Annotated in this window: 12 protein-coding genes; 5 read left to right on the top strand and 7 right to left on the bottom strand. The window is 59.9% G+C overall.

What is annotated here, in order from left to right:
- Positions 1–154: 154 nt before the first annotated feature.
- From AR456_RS12340 to pbpC, 3 genes are all read left to right on the top strand, one after another.
- The gene (locus AR456_RS12340; protein ID WP_021817067.1) at positions 155–721 is read left to right on the top strand and encodes a glycine zipper 2TM domain-containing protein; all 567 of its coding nucleotides are present in this window, start codon (positions 155–157) and stop codon (positions 719–721) included.
- Between the two features lie 315 nt (positions 722–1,036).
- A complete protein-coding gene (locus AR456_RS12335) occupies positions 1,037–6,415 on the top strand; it encodes an alpha-2-macroglobulin family protein (protein WP_021817068.1) in 5,379 nt (1,792 codons plus the stop codon).
- Positions 6,416–8,584 (top strand): penicillin-binding protein 1C, encoded by a 2,169-nt coding sequence (pbpC, locus tag AR456_RS12330; RefSeq protein WP_021817069.1) that lies wholly within the window; start codon positions 6,416–6,418, stop codon positions 8,582–8,584.
- A gap of 64 nt (positions 8,585–8,648) precedes the next feature.
- On the opposite strand, the gene AR456_RS12325 is transcribed toward pbpC, so the two are convergent.
- Complete coding sequence (locus tag AR456_RS12325; protein ID WP_021817070.1) at positions 8,649–9,488, bottom strand: helix-turn-helix transcriptional regulator; 840 nt, start codon at positions 9,486–9,488, stop codon at positions 8,649–8,651.
- Positions 9,489–9,665: 177 nt separating this feature from the next.
- Here AR456_RS12325 and AR456_RS12320 point away from each other — a divergent pair, with 177 nt between their 5' ends.
- Positions 9,666–11,138: an alanine/glycine:cation symporter family protein gene (locus AR456_RS12320; protein ID WP_021817071.1), complete on the top strand. Its 1,473-nt coding sequence runs from the start codon at positions 9,666–9,668 to the stop codon at positions 11,136–11,138.
- Positions 11,139–11,261: 123 nt separating this feature from the next.
- Here AR456_RS12320 and AR456_RS12315 read toward each other — a convergent pair whose 3' ends face one another.
- Both AR456_RS12315 and AR456_RS12310 read right to left on the bottom strand, forming a co-directional pair.
- Positions 11,262–12,788: a Na+/H+ antiporter NhaC family protein gene (locus AR456_RS12315; RefSeq protein ID WP_021817072.1), complete on the bottom strand. Its 1,527-nt coding sequence runs from the start codon at positions 12,786–12,788 to the stop codon at positions 11,262–11,264.
- 289 nt (positions 12,789–13,077) lie between these two features.
- A complete protein-coding gene (locus tag AR456_RS12310) occupies positions 13,078–14,454 on the bottom strand; it encodes a glutamine synthetase family protein (protein WP_021817073.1) in 1,377 nt (458 codons plus the stop codon).
- Positions 14,455–14,781: 327 nt separating this feature from the next.
- On the opposite strand from AR456_RS12310, the gene AR456_RS12305 reads away from it, so the two are divergent.
- Complete coding sequence (locus AR456_RS12305) at positions 14,782–15,537, top strand: gamma-glutamyl-gamma-aminobutyrate hydrolase family protein (protein ID WP_021817074.1); 756 nt, start codon at positions 14,782–14,784, stop codon at positions 15,535–15,537.
- Between the two features lie 20 nt (positions 15,538–15,557).
- Here the strand turns inward: AR456_RS12305 and AR456_RS12300 are convergent, their stop codons facing one another.
- The 4 genes from AR456_RS12300 to AR456_RS12285 form a co-directional block, all read right to left on the bottom strand.
- Entirely contained in the window at positions 15,558–15,974 is a 417-nt protein-coding gene (locus AR456_RS12300; protein ID WP_021817075.1) for an SRPBCC family protein, read from the bottom strand.
- Between the two features lie 78 nt (positions 15,975–16,052).
- Positions 16,053–16,631: an SCO family protein gene (locus AR456_RS12295; protein ID WP_021817076.1), complete on the bottom strand. Its 579-nt coding sequence runs from the start codon at positions 16,629–16,631 to the stop codon at positions 16,053–16,055.
- Positions 16,632–16,655: 24 nt separating this feature from the next.
- On the bottom strand, positions 16,656–17,111 hold the full coding sequence (locus tag AR456_RS12290) for a copper chaperone PCu(A)C (protein ID WP_021817077.1): 456 nt from the start codon (positions 17,109–17,111) through the stop codon (positions 16,656–16,658).
- A gap of 133 nt (positions 17,112–17,244) precedes the next feature.
- The gene (locus tag AR456_RS12285) at positions 17,245–17,583 is read right to left on the bottom strand and encodes a hypothetical protein (protein WP_021817078.1); all 339 of its coding nucleotides are present in this window, start codon (positions 17,581–17,583) and stop codon (positions 17,245–17,247) included.
- Positions 17,584–17,876 lie beyond the last annotated feature (293 nt).

Here is a 17,876-nt window from a genome sequence, read left to right as displayed (position 1 = left end):
GGTGGCGTCGCTGAAAGCCGACAGCCTCGGCAAGTTTCATGCATTTTGCATCCAAGGTGCTGCGAACGGTGTTCGATAATGCCAGAATAGTCTCATTCCTCGAACAGGACCCCTGGTGCGGATTGTGCGGTCTGCGTCAGAAGGAGACGATAATATGAGCAAGTCGATCATTGTAGGTTCAACATTGGCCGTATTTGGCTTGGGGGGCATGGCTTTTGGTGCCTGGCAGGTCCAGCAGCAGCCGGAAGGACCCCAGTTTGCCGATATATCAGCGGTCACACCGGTGACCCAGACAGTCGAGACGCCACGTCAGGTATGTGAAAGCGTGCCGGTGAGTCGTCAGGCTCCGACGCGTGATCCGCATTCCATTCTCGGTACCGCCGCGGGCGCAGTGGTCGGTGGTCTGGTCGGTAACCAGATCGGTGGCGGTAGCGGCCGCAAGATTGCCACGGTCGCAGGGGTGGTTGGTGGTGGTTACGCGGGTCGCGAGATCCAGCGCAACATCGAGTCGGGACAGACTGTCACCACCACTGAGCAACGCTGTCAGACGGTGACTGATACCCAGCAGCAGACCGTCGGCTATGACGTGGTGTGGCATTATGATGGCGTCACACGTACTGCGCGCCTGGATCAGGCGCCCGACGGAGATAGAGTGCTGCTGGAAGAAGGCCAGCCGCAGTGGGATGTCGTGGTTGGCGGTCAGCAAACGACCAATACCTGATTCCTGCTAATACCTGATTCCTGCCAATGGCTGATTCCTGCTAATGCCTGATTCCTGCTGGTTGAAGGGTTTCCTGCCCTGCAGCACGAACGCAGAATTGGAACAGGTAGGGGGCTAGCACAGTTAGAGGCTAGAACAGATAGTAGCTAGAACAGATAGTAGCTAGAACAGATAGCGGCTAGAACAGAGATACAAAGCAAACGCCTGCCTGAGAGCATCTCAGGCAGGCGTTTCTGGTATTGCGGCCTGATTGAAGCCGCGCAGAGGCATGTAATGGTCTAGATTTTGGGGACTGCCGCAGGGAGAGCCCCGATCATGCGTCGCATTCTGTTGTGTCTGTCGTTATTGAGCCTGCCGTGGACGGCGCAAGCCATCGACTCCGCTGCGATCATGCCCACTGAGCGTATCGAGTATCAAGCCGGCGTGGACATGCCCGGCAATGATCTGCGTGCAATCTTCCAGACTGATCTGAAGTACTGTGCCAGCGCCTGCCGCAATGAGTCTTCCTGCCGTGGATTTACCTTCAACGGCAGGGCTAATGCCTGCTTCCTCAAGACCGAAACCGTATCTCCGCCCACCAACTTCGTCGGCGCACTATCCGGCACCATGGTCGCCACCAACCCGGCATTGCTGAATCATGCAGCTGGCCAGCCGCTGGGATTCTTCCGTGATCAAGAGCTGAATCGGGCTCGGGCGCTCTACGAGTTCCTGGAGCCGGTGCAGGGCAACTGGGACTACCTCAACGAGGCGATCAGAGGCAATCAGCCCAGTGGATGGCTGGCCTTGATGCGGCGTGCCACAAACCGCGAAGGAAGGCCGAACTACCTCAACCGCTGGAGTAGCGCGGAAATGGCCTTTCTGGTCAACGCCTGGTTGCGCGCTGAACAGTCTGATGAACAACGCCTGGTGCTGCGGGCGATTATCGATCAGCTCGAGGAAGAACCGGAGCGCGGCCCCGATATCCTTGCCGCGTATCGCTTGCTGACTGAGTTGACCGGGGATCATTCCCAGCTCGAGAGAGCATTGCTGACCTACGGTCCGCGAGTCATGGACTCCCGTGCTGAGGCCGAGAGCAGCGCGCCACGTTTCTGTGCCGAGTTCTCCGAGCCACTGCGTGAAGACGGCTTCCTGTACGGTGACTATCTACGGGTCAGTAAGGGTACCCAGACCAATGGTGTCGATGTTGATGTCAGCGCCGAAGGCAAGCGGTTGTGCATTGCTGGGCTGGAACATGGCGGTGAGTACCACATCGTATTGCGTCAGGGGTTACCGGCGGCTTCCGGTGAGGTCATGGCCCGCGAGCGCGCCTTCGATCTGGTGATGCCGGATCGTTCGCCCAGCGTGCGCTTCAGCGGGCGTGGCTATGTGTTGCCGCAAGGGAAGACGCACCAGATCCCGATCACCGCGGTCAATACCGACAGTGTCGACGTGAGTATCTACCATGTCGCGGATCGTAACCTGACCAACCTGCTGCGCGGCGATGAGTGGCTTGACCCCTTGTATCGCTACCAGGCATCCGAGCTGGCCGAGGAAGAAGGCAGTCTGGTCTGGAAGGGTAAAGCCAGTGTCGCCAGTGAGCGTAACCAGGACACCGTATCGCTGCTCGATGTCGGTTCGGCGCTGGAAGTCCTCGAGCCCGGCATCTATGCGATCACCGCGCTACCCGACGACGAAGACAGCTATCAGCTGGCCACTCAGTGGTTTCTGGTGTCGGACACTTCGCTCACAACATTCTCGGGGCCGGACGGTCTGCACGTTTTTGTCAGCCGCTTCAGTGATGGCAGTCTGATAAGCGATGGCGAAGTCCAACTGGTGGCGCGCAACAATAGCGTACTGCATCGGGCCGAGATCAATGATCAAGGCTATGTCCGCATTGCGCCGCAGTGGTTGTCGGGAAGAGGAGGCGATAGTCCGGCGCTGTTGAGCGTGGTCAATGCTGGCGGCACGGATTTCAATTTCATCAATCTGCGCGAGGCCGGTTTTGATCTCAGTGACCGTGGTGTTTCCGGGCACTCGGCACCACAGTCGGTGAATATCTTTGCCACCACTGAGCGTGGCATCTATCGCCCGGGAGCCAGCGTTTTCGCTACCGTGCTGGCGAGGGACCTCGAGAGTCGGGCGATTGCCGATATGCCGTTGACCATGATTGCCGTGCGCCCCGATGGCAAGGAGCATTCGCGGCAGACGCTGAATGATCAGGCGGCGGGAGGCCGTGTCGGCCAGCTCGATCTGGATACCAGTGCCATGCATGGTCTGTGGAAGCTGCGCTTCCATGCCGATCCTGAGGCTGAGGCGCTGGCGGAGGTCAGTTTTCTGGTGGAGGACTTCGTACCGGAACGCATCGACTTCGATCTCGACAGTCGTCAGCCGCAAGTCAGCCGGGCCGAGCCCGCAGAAGTCGCGGTCAATGCGCGCTATCTGTATGGCGCACCGGGGGCCGGCCTATCGATCTCGGGCAAGGTCACGCGCCGCCCGGTAGGGCAGATGCAGAGCTATCCCGGCTACCACTTCGGTATTCCCGCCAGTGAGGATCAGAGTACCTCGGCGTTGTTACCTGCCGGTCAGACCACCGATGCCGAGGGTAAGGCTCTGGTGACCTTGCCGGTGCCGCCAGCTGCTTCTGCCGGTCAGGTGGAGGAGCTGTCCCTGAATATGCAGATCCGCGAGGGGTCGGGGCGCCCCGTCGAACGAAAACTCAGTTTGCCGATGGCGCTGGATGGCGTGGTGATCGGTCTCAAGCCGTTGTTCGATCAGGTTGCCGCCGAGGGTAGTGATGCCACTTTCGAGCTGGTGGCATTGGGTGAAGGACGCTCTGCTCAGGCGCTGGAAGGCGTTGAATGGACGCTGTCACGCATTTCACGGGATTATCAGTGGTACAAGGTCAACGGCGAGTGGGGCTACTCCGCCGTCGAGCGCCGTAGCCGGGATGGCCATGGCAGCGTGGACATTGCGGAAGCGGATGGTGGGCAGCTATCGGTGCCGGTGGGCTGGGGCCAATACGAGCTTGAGTTGCGAGCCGAGGTCGATGGTCAGCCGGTAGTGACTCGCCACACCTTCTGGGCGGGCTACTACGGCGGCGGCGGAGGCAGTGCCGATACCCCGGACCGGCTCTCCACCGGGCTGGATCGCTCCAGCTATCAGGTCGGCGATAAGCTCAAACTGCTGCTCGATGCACGGCGCTCCGGTATCGCCGAGGTGCGAGTGCTCAACGGACGTCTGGTCGAGACGCAGCGCTTCGATGTCGAGCAGGGCGCCAACGAGCTCAGCCTGACGGTCGATGAACGCTGGGGATCTGGTGCTTATCTGGTCACCTCACTGATTACGCCTCGTGACCAGGCCAGTGATCTCAATCCGCGGCGTGCGATTGGCGTCAATTGGGTGGCGGTGGATGCGTCACTGCGCACCATCGAATTGGCGATGGCACCTGTCGAGCCACTCAAGTCGCGGCAGGGTAATCAACTGACCTTATCGGTCGAGAATATTCCTGAGGGCGAGCCCGTCTACGCCACGGTGGCCGTGGTCGACCTGGGAATTCTCAATCTGACCGGCTTCAAGGCGCCACAGCCCGAGGAGGAATTCTTCGGCCAAAGGCGACTGGCCTTCGAGATGCGCGACCTGAATGGTCGCTTGATCGAGAACGTTCCCGGCGCGGCAGCGGCACTGCGCGAAGGCGGGGACAGCAATTCGCCGGGGCAGCAGGCGCCGGGGCCGCGCCGCGAGGAATACGTCACGGTGTTCTCGGGGCTGGTCGACGTTGATGCCAATGGTGAAGCGATCATCGATCTGCCATTGCCGGCCTTCAATGGCACGGTGCGGGCCATGGCTACCGCCTGGTCCGAGACTGGACTCGGCAGTCTAGCCGAGGATTTCATCGTTCGCGATCCCATCGTGTTGACCGCGCATGCACCGAGCTTCCTTTCTCCGGGAGATCGAGCCCAGGTACGGCTTGAGCTGGCGCATGCCGAAGGGCCGACCGGCGAAGTACGCGTGCAGTTGCAAGGTAAGGGGCCGGTTTCGGTGGCCGGTAATGGAACTCAGACCCTGAGCCTGGACGAGGGCGAGCATCGCGTGCTGACCTTCGAGTTGACCGCTCTCGATCCCGGCGCCGCAGATCTGAGCCTCGAGCTGGAGACTCCGGGAGGCGAAATACTGACCCAGACGCTGCCGCTGGACGTGCGTTACAACGACCTACCGATTCAGCGTCGTCAGCAGTTCCCGGTGCAGGCCGGCGCGGCGCTCCAGTTGCCTGAGACGTTTACCGGGGGCATGGCAGCGGATTCCAACCTCAGTGTGAGTTTCGGCGGTCTGGCAGATTTTCATGTGCCAGCGGTGGCGCAGTCGCTGTATACGTTGGCATGGGGTTGTACCGAGCAATTGATTTCCGGTGTCGAGCCGCTGCTGTCGGCGCGTGACGTGTTGCCCGAAGAGGCTCGCGACAAGGCCGCCGAGCACTTCGATGATGTCGTGGCGGGAGTGTTGTCGCGTCAGTCACCGACGGGAGCTTTTGGTGACTGGGCCCCGGAGAGCAATAATTTCTGGTTGGATGCCTATGCCAGTGAGTTCCTGTGGCGCGCCTCACAGTCTGGTCTCGAGGTGCCGTCATCGGCGCTGAGTCTGGCCCTGCGCAACCTGCAGAATAAGGTCAACGGTGCCAGCTATTCGGCGGAAAGTCGCAGCAGTGCCGCCTATGCCCTCTACGTACTGGCATTGACGGGTGAAGCGCGGGCCAGTGATCTGCGCTATTTCGCCGACAGTTGGCTTGGTGCCGAGGACCCCGACAAGCGTAACGGGTTGGAGGGGGCCTGGCTGGGGGCGGCACTCAATGAGATGGGCGATCCCGAACGAGCCACACGGCTGTTCCAGACCGCGTTCGAGGTGCTCGGATCGAATGACATCGATCCCTACTCGCGCTCCTGGGACCCCTACGCCAGCAATGTTCGAGATCGATTGATCGCTTACCGTCTGGCGCTGGCAGCCGATTATCCCGTGGACAGAGAGCAGCTGGTCAATGCCATCCAGCTTGCGGCCGATCATGGCAACAGCGTGGAGCAGGCCAACCTGTTACGCGTTGCAGCACGTCAGCTCGAGGAGCAGGGTGAGACGGCGGCCAGTCTGTCATTGAGTCTCGATGAATATCGTCATTCGGCACCGCTCAACCCGTTGGATGAAGATACCAGCGCGGCGGTGACGTTGAGTGGCGCACCCACCGGCGAGGTTGCTCCACGTAGTTCGGGCGTTGAGATATCGCGCCGCTACTACAGCCTCGAAGGCGAGCGCATCGATGTTGCACAGCTCGAACTCAACCAACGTATGCTGGTGGTGCTGACCATCACGCCGTTGGCGACCCAGCGTGGTCAACTGGCGATTGAGGACCCATTGCCGGCGGGCTTCCATATCGATAACCCCAATGTGCTGGCATCGGCGGATGCCGATGGGCTGGAATGGTTCTCCGGTGGCATCAAGCCGACCCATGCCGAGTTCGCCGATGACCACTTCTTCGCGGCGGTGGATCTGCGTAACGGCGACGCGTTCGAATTGGCCTATATGGTCCGCGCCATTCGCCCCGGTGATTTCCGTCATCCTGCCGCACGAGTACAGGACATGTATCTGCCGCACCTGCAGGCCAACACAGCATCGGGACGGGTGGTGATCGGTGGTATCGATGAGGCAGGTGTTGATAGGGATAACCAGTGAATGCCGGCTACCAGGCAGAGTGACAGCACGATACCGGTGAGCCGATGGCAGCACTGGTATCGCGGTCGTGGTGCAAGATGGTTGTTGGTTGCGCTGTTGGTGCTACTGACACTGTTGAGCGCTGCGCGCCTGGCGTTGGACGAGTGGGTGGATAACGCTCCCGATCCGCTGCGCCAGATTCACTATTCGCCGTTGGTGCTCGATCGCCAGCAGCAACCCTTGAGTCTGTTTCTGAGTGCCGATGGCTACTGGCGGCGGCAGGTGTCACTGCAGGATGTGGATCGCCACTATATCGAGATGCTGCTGGCCTATGAGGATCGGCGCTTCCATTCCCATCACGGTGTCGACTGGTTGGCGCTGGTACGCGCCGCAATGCAGGCGGCGTGGCACGGGGAGATTGTTTCCGGTGGTTCGACGCTGAGCATGCAGGTGGTGCGCCTGCTCAAGGGTGGATCGACGCGAACGCTGTCCGCCAAGGTTGCCCAGATTCGTGGTGCCCTGGCGCTGGAGCAGCAGCTAAGCAAGCAACAGATTCTCGAGCTTTACCTCAATCTCGCACCGATGGGCAGTAACCTCGAAGGTGTCGGTGCTGCCAGTCTGGCATGGTTCGGCAAGAATCCCGGCTGGTTATCCGCCGCCGAAGCCGCGTTACTGGTAGCGATTCCCCAGTCTCCGTCACAGCGTACTCCGGATCGTAATGCACAAGCGGCATTGGCCGCGCGTAATCGGGTATTGGAGCGCAGTTTGTCGGCGGGAGTGTTGGATGACGAGATCGCCCGTGAAGCACTTCAGGAACCGATGCCGACCGTGCAGCAGCGCATGCCGCGTCTAGCATGGCATCTATCTCGTCAACTGACTCAGCCACTATCTCGGCAACTGACTCAGCCACCCACGGCAGGCTCGACAGCACCCATCGTCGCGACCTCTCTTGACGCTCGATGGCAGCGTCGCCTGGAGAATCAGTTGAGTGGCTGGGTGGCCCGGCAGCCGCAGCCGATAACAGCGGCCATGCTGGTCGTCGATTATCACAGTGGAGAGGTGCGTGCGCGAATCGGTGCGCCGGATGTCATGGATACTGAACGTGCCGGATATGTCGATATGAGCCAGGCGCTGCGCTCGCCCGGGTCGACGCTCAAACCACTGGTTTATGCGCTGGGTTTCGATGATGGCATCGTTCATCCCGAAACCCTGATCAATGATGCCCCCTACGATTTTGATGGTTGGTCGCCGTCCAACTTCGATGGTCACTATCTCGGGCCGATGACGGTTCGCGAGGCATTGCAGGCATCGCGTAATCTCCCCGCAGTGGCGGTGCTCGATGCGGTGGGGCCGGCACGCCTGATGGGAGCCATGCGCCGCTCCGGTGCCTCGCCGGTGGTGGCATCGGGAGCGGCACCGGGGCTGGCGGTGGCCCTGGGTGGGGTCGGCACTCGGCTGGAGGACATGGCGGCGATCTACGCGATGATCGCCAACCATGGGCGTGCCGTGCGTCTGACAACGACTCAGCAGGCACCTGATCCACGAGCAGCGGACGCCGATGCTGCCACTGGCCCCCGCGTGATCAGCGAGCGAGCCAGCTGGTACCTGGCCGATATTCTTCGGCAAACGCCGCGCGCGGGTTTTGGTGCCTCGGATCGCATCGCCTACAAGACCGGCACTTCCTACGGTCATCGCGACGCCTGGTCGATCGGTTTCGATGGGCGGCACGTCATTGCAGTATGGGTAGGGCGCGCCGACAACGGTTCGATGCCGGGTTCGCTGGGGGCACAGAGTGCTGCACCGCTGTTGTTCTCGGCCTTCGACGTCCTCGGTGTTGAGGCCCCGGATCGCACCCCACCGGCTGATGCGCTGATCGCGTCGACCGCAGAGCTGCCACACTCACTGCGTCAGTTTCAGGGAGCGTCGGGTCAGTCGCTGGCCTCACTGCGCATTGTCGTGCCGAGAGACGGCGCTGAAGTGCATCTGTCGTCCGTGGACGCGGCCTCATTGTTTGTGCGCCTGCAGGGCGGCGAGCCGCCGTTTCACTGGCTGGTCAACAACCAGCCGGTGAGCATGGACGAGTTGCGTCGCGAAGGCTGGATCAATGATATCGGCGGTGGTTTTCATCGCCTCACGGTGCTGGATAGTCGCGGGCGCTCGGCGAGTGCCTCGATCAGCCTGATGCCGTAAGCAAGAGGCAAGAAGCCGTAAGCCAGAAGCCAGAAGCGGTGGGCAGATGATGGAGCTGTGGTGGTCAGCAGCGGGCGCGGAAGTGCCATTCTCCTTCATCGACATCATTGCGAATTGCCGCGACGATGCTCGGGTCGAGGCGGGGGTCGTCCGGGTCGTACAGGCCGCAGCGTGACAGGCTCTCGCGCAGCGAAATGCGCTGGCTGAGGCGCTCATAGACTACACGCACACAGCAGGGAACTCGGTCACTGCTGTCGGCCACGCCCAGCTTGAGGCCATTCAGCCGCGTCACGTGACTGCGAAAGCTGGGATACAGCACGGTCTCGGTGATCTCATGCTCATTGACGGCTTCGTAATCGACCAGAAACAGGCGGCTGGACAGCAGCAGCGCCACCCCGCGATAGCGGTTGCGGTGCGGCAGGTTGCTGCTGGGCAGCGGCATGCGTTCGGCCCGCTCATAGATGACGTCCTCGCCGTGCTGCTGGATCGTCACCAGAGTGCACAGCACCTTGCCCGGCTGTGACATCGACAGATAGTACTCGTGATAGCGCCCCAGATAGCGCGACAGTCCATGGCGACCCCGCTGAATGACGCTGTCGGGCAGGTTGGGGGTGAGCGTCTCGCGAGCGTTCTCGATCCGCGCTTCGGCACTATCCTCCTGCTCTTCACCGCGGGGCCGGTCTCCCACCAGTGCCGCGAATGTGGCGTGGGGAAGCAGGATTTCGTGGGCTTCGACCCCGAAGAAGCTGCAGATTCGGCGCATGGTGTTGCCGGACGGCTTGTAGCGCCCACTCAGGTAGCGGTTGAACTGTGCCCGATTGATCTGTAATCGGCGGCAGACGTCTGCGATGGAGTGATAGAAGGTGCAGAGATAGCGAAGATTTGCCGCGAAATCATCGTCCACGTTCGAGAGTCTCCCCCAGTGAATGTCCAGGCAATGTGCTGGTGGGTGGTGCAATGTGGTGCACAAGGCGCGAAGGAGACTGCACCATCAAGCACCAAAGCGTCAAATCTCATGGCGTTGAATTAATGTTTGAATCTATCAGGCCCCATACAACACAAAAAGGGAGTCACCTGATTCATGATGGATTTTCTCAACGACCTTCTCTGGGGGAAGGTACTTCTCGTACTGCTGGTGGCTGTCGGCATCGGTTTTACCGTGGCCTCGCGCTTTGTGCAGTTCCGCTATTTTGGCCGTATGTTCAGCATCCTGGGTGCCAGTCAGGCCTTCAAGCGTGATGAGCATGGTCATCTGAGCTCCTTCCAGGCACTGGTGTTGTCTGTCGCAGGCCGTGTTGGTGGCGGCAACATCGCAGGGGTTGCGGTAGCGATTACCCTCGGTGGGCCAGGTGCGGTGTTCTGGATGTGGGTGGTCGGCCTGATGGGCATGGCGACCAGCTTCCTCGAATGTACTCTAGCGCAGACCTATAAGCAGGCCGGACGTAAAGGCACCTATCGCGGTGGGCCAGCCTATTACATCGTCAAGGGACTGGGGCAGCGCTGGAGCTGGATGGCGGGGCTGTATTCCATCCTGTTGCTGCTGACGTTTGGTTTCGCCTTCACCGCCTTGCAGTCCTATGCGGTGGCGACATCCTTCGGCGATGCGTTTGGGGTACCGGTGCTCTACAGCGGTATCGCGCTTGCCATCGTCGTTGGCTTGATCATCTTCGGTGGAATCAAGCGTATTGCCCGCGTATCCGAGTTCCTGGTGCCGTTCATGGCGGTTGGATACCTGCTGATCGCCTTTGCCATTGTGGTGATGAACATCAGCGAGATTCCTGCGGTGCTGGCCTTGATCGTCAAGAGTGCCTTCGGCCTTGAGCCTGCCATCGGCGGCGGTATTGGTGCGGCAATCATGATGGGCCTCAAGCGTGGTCTGTTCTCCAACGAAGCGGGCCTCGGTAGTGCACCCAACGTGGCGGCGGTTGCCTATGTGCCTCATCCGGCCAACCAGGGCATCGTGCAGGCCTTCTCGGTGTTCATCGATACCTTGATTATCTGCTCTGCAACTGCCTTCATGATTCTGCTCAGCGGTATCTATGACCCAGCGTCGGGCAATGAAGTAGCGGGTATCGCCATGACCCAGGCGGCGCTGGCGGATCATGTTGGCGAGTGGGGGCGCATCTTCGTCAGTGTGGCGTTGTTGCTGTTCTCCTTCAGCACCATCCTCTACAACTACTACCTGGGCGAGAACAGCCTCAACTTCTTCAGCCGCGACAACCGCAAACTGTTCAATGTCTTTCGCGTCGCCATCATAGCGTTGGTGTGCTGGGGAGCGACCACCGATCTCGGCACCGTCTTCGGCTTCGCCGATGTCACCATGGGCCTGTTGGCAGTGGTCAACCTCATCGCGCTGATCTTCCTGTTCCGCAAGGGGCTGCGTATTCTGCGCGATTTCGATGATCAGGTGCGTGACGGTATAGAGTTTCCGGTCTTCGATGCCAACAGACATCCTGATATGAACCTCGATCCGAATGCCTGGCAGCTCGAGCCCGAGGACCTTCAGCGCATCAACCGCAAGCTTGGCAATGACCCCGGCGCCATGCGTGATTGATGCTGCCGAAAGGCCTCTCTAAAGGCTACAGCGCTGTGTATGAAGCGCGCTAAACGAAGAATCCCGCCTCTTTGGAGGCGGGATTCGTGTTTCTGAGTCTCGCTAACAACGTCAATGCATCCGTCAATGCATCAGCACACCAAGTACGATGAAGCCGAGCGTAGTAACGGTGGCGCCGATCAGCGTATAGGGCAGCTGAGTCAGCGCATGCTGCATCGGCAGGACCCCGCTTCCCTGGGAAGACAGCACCGAAGAGTCGGAGAAGAAGCAGGCATGGCTACCGAAGCTGGAGGCTGACAGCAGCGCACCGACCACCAGCGGCATGGAGGCATCCATATGCACCGCCATGGGCACGACGATGGGGATCGAGATCACGAATACGCCCCACGACGAGCCGGTGGCAAATACCACCACCGCCATCGACAGGAACACGATGGCCGGCAGTAGGGCAGGCGTCAGCCACGGAGCCAGCGAGTCGATCATGAACTGGGTCATGCCCAGTTGATCATTGACCTCACGCAGCACGAAACCGACCGCAACAATCGCCAGTGGCAGCATCATGGTGCGGAAGCCATCCATGATCGCGTCCATCAGCGTGGCGAAGGTCGCCAGACGCTGCACCAGGTACAGGATGATGGTGAACAGTACTGCCGTGATAACGCCCTTGAGCAGATCAATCTCGAACCAGGCGCTGGCGCCGATCAGTACCGCCATGGGTGCGAGGAAGTTGAACACACCAATCCATGGGCTGCCTGTCGGTGCCTCATCCTTCATCGCCACGTCCGGCGCGCCATCGGGAATCGGCTGCCCGGCGCGGGCACGGGCTTCGGCTTTCTTCATCGGGCCGAGGTCAGGAACGAGTCCGATAGCGACGAGGAACACCAGGCCCATCGCGATCCAGCCATAGAGCATGAACGGGATTGACTGGATGTACAGCGCCATCCCCGAGCCTTCTGTCGCACCGTTGGTTCTGAGCAGTTCCGCGAAGTACACCGCCCAGGTCGAGATCGGCACCAGAATGCACATCGGCGCCGCCGTGGAGTCGACGATATAGGCCAGCTTCTCGCGTGAGACACCGAAGCGGTCGGTAAGGCGTTTCATCGCCGCCGAGGTGGCCAGCGCATTGAGATAATCATCGATGAAGATCAGTACGCCGAGCATGGCGGTGCTGAGCATCGACTGGCGACGAGTCTTGACCAATCTGCCCATGAAATGACTGAAGCTCAGTGTGCAGCCGGACTTCTCGAGCATGGCGATAAAGCCGCCCATCAGGCCGCAGACCAGAATCAGCCAGGCGATGGTTTCGTCCATCATCACCGATAGCGAGATATCCGCCAGCTCACCGATATAGTCGTTGGGCTCAAGCAGAATCAGGCCTGCCAGCGAACCGATGGCCAGCGCTTCGAGGGTGCGGTGTGTGGATATTGCCACCACCAGCACGATCAATGAAGGCACAAGGCTGATCCAGCCGAAATCGGTACCGGCCTGATGATAGAGCGTCAAACCGATAACCAGTGCCAGCAGCCCAACGACCATCATGAAGATTCGGCCCTTGCCGCGCTGGTCAGGCTGAGACGGTGCGAATGCATGGCTATCCGCTGGCGAAGGTTGGGCTTGTGCGGCACTTGGCGTTTGTGCTGAGTGAGTCATGACCAGGCCTCCCTGATATCGCGCTGGGACGCCCCTTTCCGGGTTGTGATTGTCATCTTGCTTGTCCAGAGGTTGTTGGGATTTATTTGACGAAACATGGCGCTTCATGACCCCCACGCGGCAACAGCTATCCATGGCCGAACGGGTAGTGTTCGACAGCGGAGCCCGCAGGGGCCGGGATTTGCTGTAGCCCTCAGCACTCGAAGAGGGGAAGCGCGAGGAGTGCCGAGGGTGAGCCGTGTCTACCTGGACAAACGAATATGTCCGTTAGACATGGCTCAGATGCTCGTTAGACATGGCGTAGATACCAGTCGTATTCCAGCTTGCTGACGACCTGCATCGCGGATTCACGCTCTGCTTGACGGTTGGCGATGAACACCTTGATGAAGTCCTTGCCGAAAGCTTCCGTCAGCGGCTCGCTGGCTTCGAGTAGATCCAGTGCCTGTGCCCAGCTGTTGGTCAGCGTCGGCTCGAACTGGCTGTAGGCGTTACCGGTGACTTCCTTGCCGGGTTCGATGCGCTGGCGAATGCCGTAGTCGATGGACGCCAGCAGCGTCGCCAGCAACAGGTAGGGGTTGGCATCAGCACCCGCCACACGATGCTCGATACGACGGGCCACATTGGGACCGGAAGGAATGCGCAGTGCCACCGAGCGATTGTCGTAGCCCCAGGTTGGTGTCATCGGAACATAGAGCCCCGCCTGGAAGCGGCGGAACGAGTTCATGTTGGGAGCGAACAACGCCATGGAGTCGGCCATCAATGCCATGAGGCCGCCAATGGCATGATGCAGTGTTTCGGTGCCCAGAGGATTCTCGTCCGCCGCTGCAAACACGTTGTTGCCTTCGTTATCGAGCAGACTCATGTGCACGTGCATGCCATTCCCGGCTTCGCCACCATAGGGCTTGGCCATGAAGGTGGCCTCGAAGCCGTGCTGGATGGCAACCCCCTTGATCAGGCGCTTGAGCAGCACCGCGCTGTCGCAGGCCTTGAGCACATCATCGCCATGCAGCAGGTTGATCTCGAACTGGCCGGGCGCGCATTCCTTGAGGGCGGTATCCAACGGTAACTGCTGGAGTTCGGCAGCGCTCTGGATATCTTCGAGGAAGTCGGCGTATTCATCGAGTTCGGATATCGAGTACAACTGGCTCTCGGAAGCACGCTCGCCAGTCGCCGGAGAGCGGGGCGGCTGTGACATTCCCAGCTCGTCACGCTGACGATCGACCAGATAGAATTCCAGCTCCAGTGCCACCACGGCCTTCAGGCCGGCATCGGCAAGTCGACGAATCTGACGCGCCAATACGCTGCGTGGGTCGGCGAAGAAGGGGCTTTCATCGTCGTCGTGCATGCTCATCAGCAACTGAGCATGACGTCCGTTGCGTAGCCATGGCGTGGGCATCAGCGTGCCGGCGACAGGGCGGCAGACAAAGTCGCGGTCGCCTGTGTCCAGGCCCAGACCGGTTGCCTCGATGGTGTTGCCGGTAATGTCGAGTGCGAACACCGAGCCAGGCAGGTTGATGCCGTTGATATAGGCCTTCTCGAGGTTGTCGCGTGGGATGCGTTTGCCGCGCTGGACGCCGTTGAGATCACTCAACAGTAGATCGATACTGTCGATATCGGGGTGGCGTGCCAGGAAGTCACGGGCCTCGTCGACTGGGTGTGAGGACATGGGGCGTTACCTGTTTGCGTTCTTGTGAGCTACGCGTCGAATCAGCGTTTTCCCTAGTGTTCCGTTTGCGGCTTCGTGTTGTCAAATAATTTACGTTATGGTCATCAGGCTCTAATGGAGCACGGGGCGTTTGCCACTCTATAAACGCTCTATAAACAGCCTGTTATGCGTGTATTGTCCAAAGGTCGAGTCGAGCCTGCTTGGCAAGGAAAATGAACCAATGTATGTTGAGCAAAGCATAACAGTCACTCGATGAGCGTTCGTGACGTGCATTTTTGAACAGCAGTGCAGTCTCGAAAAGCTTTATTGAACAACCCTGGAGGCATCATGCAATCCCGTCCCCTCGTTGGCGTCATCGCCTGCCGCCGTATGGTCGAAGGCCACCCCTCGCATATGGTGACCGACAAGTATCTCAGTGCGCTGCGTGAGTACGGACTCGAACCGGTCATTCTGCCGGTCTGGGAAGACCTCGATGCCAGCGCCGCGGGTGCCTTGCTGGATCGTCTTGATGGACTGGTACTGACCGGAAGCTACACCAATGTGCTGCCGGCCCGTTATGGCGCCGAGCGCGCTCCAGAGAATACTCGCGAAGATGTCGATCGTGATGCGGCGGCCATGGCCTGGATGCCGCTGGCACTGGAGCGCGCCATGCCATTACTCGGCATCTGCCGGGGTTTCCAGGAATTCAATGTCGCCTTCGGTGGCACGCTGTATCAGGCGGTACAGAACGTTCCCGGCAAACTGGACCATCGTGAACCAGAGGGAGAAAAGGAGCAGCAGTACGCTCCCGTGCACAGCATCGATATTCATCCGGGTGGACGCCTGGCCGAACTGTTTGCGGCGCCTCAGGCGGAGGTCAACTCACTGCATCAGCAGGGCGTAGATCAGCTCGGCAAGGGGCTGCGTGTAGAAGCAACAGCACCGGATGGTCTCGTTGAAGCGATCTCCGTAGCCGATGCGCGCAGCTTTACCCTCGCAGTACAGTGGCACCCGGAGTGGAAGCCGCGCGAGCATCCGCTCTATGACGCCATCTTCCGCGGCTTTGCCGCTGCCTGTGGTGAAAAGATGGCCGCAGCGGCCTGATATGCAACAGCCGGCTGTCGTCAGCTCTCGCTGGTGGCGGCCGGACCTTCCAGCAATGCCTTCAATGTCTCGAGGTCGTTTTCGACCGCCTGCCTGTCCGCGGCGAATTGCTCGTCGCTCATATCAGCCTGACGAAACAGCGTGAAGGTGAGTTCACTGCCTTCACCGTTGGGCACCACACGCATGGGGTTATGGAAGAGCGTACCGTCTTCCAGCTCAACATCATGGTCCATGACGCCAAATGGATTATCAGCACAGAAGCGGATACTGACGCGGCCGAAGGGTGCTGTTGCCAGCCACCGCTCACCGTCTCTGGTGACCTCCGAGCCGGCCAGGCCCGCCGCCCACTGCGGCAGATTGGCAGGGTTCGCAGCAAAGGCCTGAACTTCGCTCGGTGAGCGGTGGATATAGCGGCTGACATGTTGCACTTGCATCATGAGTCATACTCGATGGCGAATGTATGACTCATGATAGCGGGCTATCGAGATCGATGGAGTGAAAGCGGGGGCACCGCATCAACCTTGTTCGGCAAGCCGCGTCAGATCCGCCACCGTTGAGTCCAGCGGATCGCTCTCGCGCATCAACAGACGTGCATCGCCGTCACTGTCGAAGGCATAGATGGCGCTGGTGTGCGAGACATCGTAGTTGCCGTGCTCATCCTTCTCGCCGTACTCGTAGGTTGCACGATAGCGATTGGTAACGGCATCGATATCCGCCTTGTCGCCAGTAAGCCCGATGAACTGTGGCCCGAAGACATCGGTGTAGGCCTGCATGACTTCGGGGGTATCGCGGCTGGGGTCGACCGAGACGAACAGCACCTGGATATCATCGCGCAGCGGCTCATCGACCTGCTTGATGGCGGCAGTCATCCTGGCCAGAGAGGTCGGGCATACATCGGGACAATGGGTGAAGCCGAAGAACAGTAGCGTGGTCTTTCCCGTGTAGTCCTCGGCCGTCACCGCCTCACCATTCTCGTCGACAAGATGGAAGTCGAGAGGCGGCATCGTCTCCGAGATATCGGTGCCATGCCAATTGGCACTATCGCAGCCCGCAAGTGCCAGAGACACGGCGACCGGAAACAACCACTTGTACATACTGTTCTCCTGCACGGTCGACGGCTACATCGACGCCGGTGATACCACTTCGAAGGTTACCGGCAGTGGTGGCTGATCCTCGAATTGAAGGGTTACCTCGACCTCATCACCCACTTCCAGAGGCTGTTGGCGCTTCATGAACATCAGGTGATAGCCACCGGGTGCGAATTCGAGAGTCTCGTCCGTCGCCACTTCAAGCTGGTCCACTGACTTCATACTGGCCATGCCGTCTTCTTCGGTGCTGAGATGCATGTGCGTCATGGCAAAGGCCGCACTCTCCGCACCGCTCAGCGTTACCGCATCGCTACCGGCGTTATGCAGCGTGAAGTAGCCCGCAGCCGGCAGATCGCCAGGCAGCAGCCTCAGTTGAGCATCCGTTACTTCAAGGTCCTGGGCGTGGGCAGTACCAGCCGACATCATCAGGGCGAAAAGCCCCCACATGGCGCGGCGTTTCATGATCGAGCGTTGGGATACCGACATGACCGGTTCTCCGTTCAGGGAGTCGATGAGAGAACCACCATAGCGTTATCCAGCCTTTCGACAAGCTGCTGCGACAATTTGTCAGTGCTGGCCACTGAGCATCATACGTTGATGGTCTGCGACGAGTTGGGGGTCAGCAGATGGCTGACAGGCCACAGTTCGACTTGAAACGGGGAGAGTTGACGTCGAGGGTGACGCGGTCGTTGATCTTGTCATAGAAGAACGAAGCGTAGCCCTGGTCCGCAGAGGCGACACGGTACAGACCGCAGATGCCGTAGCCGTGGTTGACCTCCTGCAGGTACTTCACCTCAACCAGCGCTGCAGTCGCGAGCTCTGCGCTGAGGGCATGCTGAACATTACCGCTGACACGCGCTTCCGAGATCGCCTGGCCGCCAAAGATCGCACCGCCGATGGCAAGCATGGCGGCGATGGGAACCACGATATTGAAGATCAGACCACGGGAATATTTCATGGCGCGGATAATAGCCGCAGTGCTGTTCGTGGTTCAAGTAGTTCAAGTCGTGGTTCACGTCGAACAGCGTCTGGTGCTTGGGTGACAGCATTGTTGCCCAGCTAGCTGATACAAGCGGCCACGATTCGGAGCTTCAAGCCTTCGCAGGAGGCGGCAGGCCATCGCCCTGAACGCCACCATTGGTGCTTCTACGGCTTGAATTCAGCGCTCAAGGCTGCAGATGTTAAGTTGAACGTTTAATTAAAATAAATTACGGTCATCTCGCTCTTTTCAATAACAAAGCGTGATCAAAC

Source organism: Halomonas huangheensis, from assembly GCF_001431725.1.
Classification (GTDB): domain Bacteria; phylum Pseudomonadota; class Gammaproteobacteria; order Pseudomonadales; family Halomonadaceae; genus Halomonas; species Halomonas huangheensis.
Note: the sequence above shows the minus strand (reverse complement) of the source record. Positions and strands in the feature narration are given on the sequence as shown.